Annotated in this window: 2 protein-coding genes; both read left to right on the forward strand. The window is 72.8% G+C overall.

What is annotated here, in order from left to right; all coding sequences use genetic code 11:
• The first annotated feature begins 1 nt into the window (after position 1).
• Positions 2–7,150, forward strand: coding sequence for an amino acid adenylation domain-containing protein (locus AC2EWF_RS17515; RefSeq protein WP_483640675.1), 7,149 nt, complete (start codon positions 2–4; stop codon positions 7,148–7,150).
• Positions 7,147–9,170, forward strand: a 2,024-nt coding sequence (locus AC2EWF_RS17520) for a condensation domain-containing protein (RefSeq protein ID WP_483640676.1), incomplete at its 3' end; no start/stop codon positions are given. The genes AC2EWF_RS17515 and AC2EWF_RS17520, both read left to right, overlap by 4 nt.

Here is a 9,170-nt window from a genome sequence, read left to right on the forward strand (position 1 = left end):
CATGGGCAACGAACACGCCCTCGCCGTGTCGGACGCATCGCCGGGATTGCCGGAGGCCCTCCCCTACGTCGGCCCACGCGGCACCGGCGTCGCCGACACGGCATGGCCGCTGGATCCGTCGCTCCCGGCCGCGCTGGAGCGCCGCGCCGCACGGGCCGGAATCGATCCGCCCAGCCTCTACCAGGCCGCCCTCGCCCTGCTGGAAGCACGCCTCACCGGACGGGGCGCCGTCGGGCTTGCGATGCCGGAACCGGCACCGCCGGCAGTCCGCATGATCGCCGTGCCGGCGCGTGCCGGCGTCGACGATTGGCTGCGTGCCTGTGCCGCCGCGCCGCTGCAGGCAGACGCCGAACCCAGCCCGATCGGCGCATGGCAGCAGGAGGCGTTGGCCCGGGTGCCGCTCGCCTGGTCGATCACGACGGGCGCATCGGCCAGCCTGCGCCTGCGTCACGACCTTGCGGTGTTCGACCCGGCGGCGGCTACGCTGCTGGTTGCATGCATGCGTCGCGTGCTCGCCGGACTGGCCTCGGCGGAACGACTGGAAGCGGTGACAGCCTGCGATCCGCAGGAACGGCAGTGCATCGACACGGCCTGGAACGCCACTGCCGGATCGCGCCAGCCGGCGGACACCGTGCATGGCTTGTTCGCGGAAATCGCGCGCAGCCACGCCACGGCCCCTGCCCTCGCCTGGAACGGCGGCGAGACGAGCTACGCCGAACTGGACCAGCGCGCCACGCGCATCGCCACCGGCCTCGCCGCTGCAGGCGCGAAGGCCGGCTCCGTGGTGGCCATGCTGCTCGACCGCTCGGCCGACGCCATCGCCGCCATGCTCGGCATCCTCAAGGCGGGCGCGGCATATCTCCCGCTCGACCCGAACGACCCGCCGGAGCGGCTGGCCCGCATCGTCGCGGACGCCGGCGCCGCGCTGGCGATCGGCGATGCACAGGCCGCGCCGCCGGTCGGGCCCGGGGTGCCGCTGCTGACGGTGGCGCAGCTGGAACAGACGGTCGGCGACATGACGCCTCCGGAAACCGCCGGCGACGCCCTGGCCTACGTGATGTACACCTCCGGTTCGACCGGCACGCCCAAGGGCGTGGAAATCGCGCATCGCGGCATCATCCGGCTGGTGCGCGAGGTGCATTACGTCGACCTCGGCGGGCAACCGCGCGTGCTGCACGCCGCGCCGCTGGGCTTCGACGCATCCACCTTCGAAATCTGGGCCGCGTTGCTGAACGGGGGCACCTGCGTGATCCACGACGAGCGTGTGCCCAGCGCGCGCGGTCTCGGCGCCACCATCACCGCGCATCGGGTGCGCATCGCCTGGCTCACGGCCGCGCTGTTCAACGCGGTGGTGGACGAGGATCCATCCCGGCTCACCGGGTTGCGGCAGTTGCTGATCGGCGGCGAAGCCTTGTCGGTACCGCATGTGCGGCGCGCCCTCGCGGCACTTCCGGACACCGCCATCATCAACGGCTACGGCCCGACCGAATGCACCACCTTCGCGGCGACCTGGGCCATCCCGCGCGACCTGTCCGCGCAGCTGCGCTCGATCCCGATCGGCCGTCCGATCGCCGATACCACGTTGCACGTGCTCAACGCCCGCGGCGACCCGGTGCCGGTGGGCGTGGTCGGCGAGCTGTACATCGGCGGCGCGGGCCTGGCCCGCGGCTACCGCGGCCAGCCGCGGCTCACCGGCGAACGCTTTGTCACCAACCCGGCGAGCGGCGAGCGCATGTACCGCACTGGCGACCGTGCGCGCTGGCTGCCCGAGGGCGTGGTGGAGTTCGCCGGGCGGCTGGACGACCAGGTGAAGATCCACGGCCACCGCATCGAGCTGGGCGAAATCGAGGCCGCGCTGCGCTCGATCGACGGCGTGCGCGCCTGCGCGGTACTGGCGCGCGAGAACCGACCGGGCCAACGGCAACTGGTGGCCTATGTCGTGGCCGACGGGGCCCCGAGCGCCTCCGCGCTGCGCGCGCAACTCGGCCGGCACCTGCCCGACTACATGGTGCCGGCGCGCTGCCTGCTGCTGGCATCGCTGCCGGTCACCCGCAACGGCAAACTCGACCGAAATGCGCTGCCCGCGCCGGATCGCAGCCGCCCCGAATGGGCGCAGCCCTGCGTGCCTCCGCAGGGCGCGCTGGAAGCCGCCGCGTGCCGTGCCTTTGCCGAGGTGCTGGCGATCGACGAGGTCGGCCGCAACGACCACTTCTTCGAGTTCGGCGGCAGCTCGCTGCTGGCGTTGCAAGTGCTGCTGCGCATTCGCGAACAGTGCGGCATGGCGCCCACGCCCGCCGCGTTCTTCGACACGCCCACGCCCGCCGGCGTCGCCCGCGCGCTGCAGGCACCGGATGCGGCGCTGGCGCCGGACGCGGCGGCGCACGGCGGCGAGGAGCCCATCGCCATCATCGGCATGGCCGGGCGCTTCCCCGGCGCCGCCAGCGTGGAGGCGTTCTGGGACAACCTCTGCGCGGGACGCGAGTCGATCACGTACTTTGCCGACGGCGAGCTGGATGCGTCGATCCCCGCCTCGCTGCGCGGCGACCCCGCCTACGTGCGCGCGCGTGGCGTGCTCCAGGACGTGGAGTGGTTCGACGCCGGGTTCTTCGGCATGCCGCCCCGCGAGGCCGAGCTCACCGACCCGCAGCAGCGGCTGTTCCTGGAACTGTGCTGGGAATGCATGGAGCGCGCCGGCCACGTGCCGGACGCGGAGACGGTGCCGGTGGGCGTATTCGCCGGCATGCACAACGCCACCTACTTCCAGCACCACCTCGCCGCGCGGCAGGATCTCGTCGCGCGGTTCGGCGCTTTCCAGGTGATGCTGGCCAACGAGAAAGACTACGTCGCCAGCCGCGTCGCCCACCGGCTCAACCTCACCGGCCCGACGCTCAGCATCAACACCGCGTGCTCTACCTCGCTGGTGGCGATCTGCGAGGCGGTGGAAGCGCTGCGCGGCGGACGCTGCGGCATGGCGCTGGCCGGCGGCGTGGCGATCACCTGCCCGCCGCGCAGCGGCTACCTGGGCCAGGAAGGCACCATGCTGTCGCCCGACGGCCACACCCGCAGCTTCGACGCGCAGGCGGCCGGCACGGTGTTCAGCGATGGCGCCGGCGTGCTGCTGTTGCGTCCCCTGTCCCACGCGCTGGCCGACGGCGACCCGGTGATCGCGCTGATCCGCGGCGGCGCGGTGAACAACGACGGCGGCGGCAAGGCCAGCTTCATGGCGCCCAGCAGCCTGGGGCAGGCGCGGGTGGTGGCGCAGGCGCAGGCGCGCGCGGGCGTCCCGCCGCGCAGCATCAGCTACGTGGAAACGCACGGCACCGCCACGCCGATCGGCGATCCCATCGAGCTGGAAGGCCTCACTCGCGCGTTTCGCCAGGGCACGGCGGATACCGGCTTCTGCCGCATCGGCTCGCTGAAGAGCAACGTGGGCCACCTGGTGATCGCCGCCGGCGCCGCCGGCGTGATCAAGACCGCGTTCGCGCTGGCCGAGCGGAAGCTGCCGCCGAGCCTGCATTTCCACACGCCGAATCCTGCGATCGATTTCGCCGCCTCGCCATTCGTGGTCAACGACGCGCTGTGCGACTGGGAGGCGGGCGCCACGCCGCGCCGTGCGGGCGTGAGCTCCTTCGGCGTGGGCGGGACCAACGCGCACGTGGTGATGGAAGAAGCGCCGGCGCGGGAGGCGTCGATGCCCGCCGAGGGTCCGCAGCTGCTGCGGCTGTCGGCGCGGACGCCGGACGCGCTGGCGGCGATGGCGACGCGTCTTGCCGATCACTTCGATGCGCACCCCGCGCTGAACCTCGCCGACGCGGCGTGGACGCTGGCGGCGGGCCGCAAGGCATTCGGCCATCGTCTTGCGCTGGTCGCCGAGGATGGCGCCGGGACCGCCGCGCGGCTGCGCGCGAAGGCCGCGGTCGCGCGCAGCCGCGCGGCGCAGTCGCCCGACGTGGTGTTCCTGTTCCCGGGCCAGGGTGCGCAATACGCCGGCATGGGCCGTGAGCTGCATCGCCGCGAACCGGTGTTCCGCGCCGCCTTCGACGAATGCGCCGTCGCGCTGGGCGGCGACTTCGGTTTCGACCTGCGCGAGCGCTGCTTCACCGACGATGCCGAGGCCTTGCTGCCGACCGCGGTGATGCAGCCGGCCACGTTTGCGCTCGAGTACGCGCTTGGGCGCTGGTGGATGAGCCTGGGCGTCGCGCCCGCCGCCATGCTCGGCCACAGCGTGGGCGAATTCGCCGCGGCGACCCTGGCCGGCGTGTTCGCACCGGGCGACGCCGCGCGGCTGGTGGCGCGACGCGGCCAGCTGATGCAGGCACAGCCGGCCGGCGCGATGCTGTCGGTGCGGCTGGCCGCCGCGGCACTCCTCGAGCGGTTGCCGGAGGACCTTGCGCTGGCGGCCGAGAACGCGCCCGATGCCTGCGTGGTCGCCGGGCCGTCGCCCGCGGTCGCGTGCTTCCAGGCTGCGCTCGAACGCGAAGGCATCGCCTGCCGCCCGCTGCGTACCTCGCACGCGTTCCACTCGCCGATGATGGAGGCCGCAGTGGAGCCGTTCCGCGCCGCGGTCGCGGCGACCGCACGCTGTGAACCGCTGCTGCCCATCGTGTCCAGCGTCACCGGGCTTCCGCTCGCGCCCGGCGACGCCATGTCGCCGGGCCACTGGGCGCGGCAGTTGCGCGAACCGGTGCGTTTCGCGTCCGGACTGCGGACGCTGCTCGACGCGCCGGCGCGCGTGCTGCTCGAAGTGGGCCCGCGCGCGGTGCTGAGCACGCTCGCGCGCCAGCAGCTCGGCGCGGCGCGCGGCACCGTCGACGCGCTTGCCTCGCTGGCCGATGCCGCCGCGGCCGAGCACGCCAGCCTGCTCGCCGCGGCTGGCGAGGCCTGGTGCCGCGGCATCGCGATCGATGCGACGGCACTCGACCACCGCGCGCGCCGCCGGCGCCTGGTATTGCCAACCTATCCGTTCGAGCGCCAGCGCCACTGGGTCGAGGCGGCGCCGGCATCGCGGGAACCCGCACCCGTGCCCGCAACCGCCCCCACCGCCTCGCTGCCGCCTGCCGAGGGAACGCCCATGCCTACTCCCGCCGTGTCGTCCATGGATCGCCGGCCCCGCCTGATCGGCCAGCTGAAAGCAGCGTTCGAGGACATCTCCGGCCTCGACCTCGCCGACGCCGATCCCGCCAGCCACTTCATCGAGCTGGGGCTGGACAGCCTGATGCTGACCCAGGTGGCGCTGCACCTGTCCAAGGCCTTCTCGGTGCAGGTGAGCTTCCGCCAGCTGATGGGCGACTGCGCGAGCTTCGCGCAACTGGCGGCGCTGCTCGACGCGCAGCTGGCGCCGGAAGCGCCGGCCGCTCCCGCGCCGGTCCCGCCTGCGGCGACGGTGCCGCAAGCGCCGGTACCCGCCGCCACCCTGCCCGAAGGCTACGTGCAGCAGGTGATCGCGCAGCAGATGCAGCTGATGGCGCAGCAACTCGCCCTGCTCAACGGCACGCCTGTCACCCCGCTTGCCGCACCGGCACCGGTGCCCGTGCCGGTGCCGGCCGCCACGGCGGCAGCCGCTCCTGCCGCCGGCGACGAAGAAACGGCGCTGGCGCACACCCGCTACGACGTGAAGAAGGCCTTCGGTGCGATCGCGCGCATCGACACCGGCAAGGCCGAGCTGTCACCGCGCCAGCAGGCGCGGCTGGACCGCTTCGTCGAGCGTTACGTGGCACGCACCCGGAAATCGAAGGCGTACACCGAGGCCCATCGTCCGCACATGGCCGACCCGCGCGTGGTCAGCGGCTTCCGCCCACTGACCAAGGAGATCGTCTACCCGCTGGTGGTCGAGCGCTCGAAGGGTGCGCGCCTGTGGGACCTGGACGGCAACGAATACGTCGATGCGCTGAACGGCTTCGGCATGAGCCTGTTCGGCTGGCAGCCGGATTTCGTGCTGGAGTCCGTACGCAGGCAGCTGGAACTGGGCTACGAGATCGGCCCGCAACACCCGCTCGCCGGCGAGGTGGCGAAGCTGCTGTGCGAGGTCACCGGGCACGAGCGCGCGGCGCTGTGCAACACCGGTTCGGAAGCGGTGCTGGGCGCGCTGCGCGTCGCACGCACGGTGACCGGGCGCGAGACCGTGGCGCTGTTCACCGGCTCCTACCACGGCATCAACGACGAAGTGATCGTGCGCGGCACGAAGAAGCTGCGCGCGGTACCGGCCGCGCCGGGCATCCTGCGCAACACCGCCGAGCACGTGCTGGTGCTCGACTACGGTACGCCGGAGTCGCTGCAGGTCATCCGCGAGCATGCGCACGAGCTGGCCGCGGTGCTGATCGAGCCAGTGCAGAGCCGGCGTCCGGATTTCCGCCCGGTGGAGTTCCTGCGCGAAGTGCGCGCGATCACCGAAGCCAGCGGCGCGTTGTGCATCTTCGACGAGATCGTCACCGGCTTCCGCTGCCACCCGGGCGGCACCCAGGCGCTGTTCGACATCCGTGCCGACCTCGCCACCTACGGCAAGGTGATCGGCGGCGGCTACCCGATCGGCGCGATCGCGGGCCGGCGCGCATACATGGACGCGCTGGACGGCGGCGCGTGGCAGTACGGCGACGGTTCGGTGCCCACCGTGGGCGTCACCTATTTCGCCGGCACCTTCGTGCGCCATCCGCTGGCGCTGGCCGCCGCGAAGGCCGTGCTGGAGCACCTGAAGCACGAGGGTCCCGCGCTGCAGGAGCGGCTCAACGCGCGTACCGCGGCGATGGCCGACGAGCTCAACGGCTTCTTCGTGGAGGTGGGCGCGCCGATCGCGGTCAAGCAGTTCGCTTCGCTGTGGCGCACCCAGTTCCTCGAAGACCACCCGCTGCAGGATCTGCTGTTCGCGATGATGCGCAGCCGCGGCGTGCACATCCTGGACAACTTTCCCTGCTTCTTCACCACTGCGCACAGCGAAGCGGATTTCCGCCAGATCACCCAGGCGTACAAGGAATCGGTGCTTGAACTGCAGGAGGCCGGCTTCCTGCCGCGCAACGTCCCGGCGGCACAGACGGTGATGGACGCGGCCAGGCCGCCGGTACCCGGCGCGCGGCTGGGCCGCGAGCCCGACGGCCGACCGTGCTGGTTCGTGCCCAACCCGGCGCAGCCCGGCAAGTACATGAAGGTCGAGCCATGAACACGCCGATGGACGCGCACGCCGGCCTTGCGGCCGTCGACTACGATCCGTTCGCCGGTCCCGCGCTGGAACGCGTGGTGCCCAGTACCGAGGCGCAGCGCGAGATCTGGCTGGCCGCGAAGCTGGGCGAGGAGGCTTCGCTGGCCTACAACGAAGTAGTGGCGCTCACGCTGCGAGGTACGCTCGACCGCGCGGCCCTGCTCGATGCGCTGCAGGTGCTGGTCGACCGCCACGACGCGCTGCGCGCCAGCTTCGGTCCGGACGGCGAGACCTTCTGCGTGGCCGGCAGCGCCGCGCTCGCGGTGCGGCAGGACGAACTGGACGCACTCGATGCGTCCGCGCGCGCCGCCGCGCTGGAGCAGCATCGCGCGCAGGCCGTGCTGACGCCGTTCGATCTGGAGACCGGCCCGCTGTTCCGCGCCGAACTGCTGCGCCTGGACGCGCAGGAACACGTGCTGCTGCTCGGCGCGCACCACCTGGTCTGCGACGGCTGGTCGTGGTGGGTGATCGTGCGCGAACTGGGCGCGCTGTACGGGCAGCGTACCGGTGCCGGTGGCGCGGCGTTGCCACCGGCGCCCTCGTTCGCCGACTACGCCCTGCAGTGTGCCGGCCCGGCGGGTCGCCAGGCCGGCGCCGCCGACGAGGCGTGGTGGGTGGCCCATCACGCGCATCCCGTGCCGGCGCTGGACCTGCCGGGCGACCGCCCGCGGCCGCCGCGGCGCGGCTTCGCCTCCGGTCGCGAGGATCACCGGCTCGATCCCGGGCTGGTCGGTGCCTTGCGCCAGCTGGCGGCGCATCACGGTGCGAGCCTGTTCGCCGCGCTGCTCGGCAGCTTCGCGGGCTTGCTCGGCCGGCTGGCGGGACAGGACGAGGTGGTGCTCGGCATCCCCGCCGCGGCGCAGGCCAACCAGGGCCTGGGCCAGCTGGTCGGCCACGGCGTGCACCTGCTGCCACTGCGTTGCGGCGCCGATCCGGCGCTGCCGTTCTCGCGGATGCTGGCCGCGGCGAGCGGGGAGTTGCTCGACGCGCTGGAACACCAGCGCTGCACCTTCGGCAGCCTGCTGCAGCAGCTGGACACCGCGCGCGATCCGGCGCGCCTGCCGCTGGTCAGCGTGCTCTTCAACATCGACCAGGCGCTGGAGCAGGAAGGCGAGGCCTTCCCGGGGCTGCGGCTGGACTTCGCCAGCGTGCCGCGCCGCTACGAGAACTTCGAGCTATTCGTCAACGCGGTGCAGGAGCACGGCGGCCTGCGCCTGGAATGCCAATACAACAGCGGCCTGTTCGATGCCGCCACCGTGCGTTGCTGGCTGCGCGCCTACGAGACCCTGCTGCGTGCCGCAGTGGCGGATCCGGACTGCGCGCTGGGCGCGCTGGCGCTGGTCGATGCGAGCACGCAGCGCGAACTGGCGGCGCTGCAGCCGCCGCCGCGGGCCTGGGACGATGCCGCGAATACCATGCACGGCGCCTTCGAACGCCAGGCGGCCGTTTCGCCGGACCGCCCCGCGCTGCGCTGCGGCGAGCAGACGCTGAGCTACCGCACCCTCGACGAACAGGCCAACCGCATCGCCCACGGCCTGATCGCGCAGGGCGTCGGTCCCGGCGACCTCGTCGGCATCGCCCTGGAACGTGGCCCCGCCATGCTTGCCGCCCTGCTCGGCACCCTCAAGGCCGGTGCCGGCTACGTGCCGCTCGACCCCGGCTTCCCCGCCGAGCGGCTCGCCTACATGGTCGCCGACGCGAAGCTGGCCGTGCTGCTCACGCAGGTCTCGCTGCTGCCACGCTTCGACCTGCCGGACCGGTCGCCGATCGCACTGGACGCGCCGCCCGCCGGCTGGGACGCGTTGCCGGCCACGCCGCCCGCGCTGGCCATCGATCCGTCGTCGACCGCCTACGTGATCTACACCTCCGGCTCCACCGGCCGGCCCAAGGGCGTGGCGATCCCGCATCGCGCCGTCGCCAACTTCCTCGCCAGCATGGCCGAGCGTCCCGGCCTGCACGCCGACGACCGCCTGCTCGCCGT

The sequence above is a fragment of the Rhodanobacter sp. sgz306013 genome, assembly GCF_057031145.1.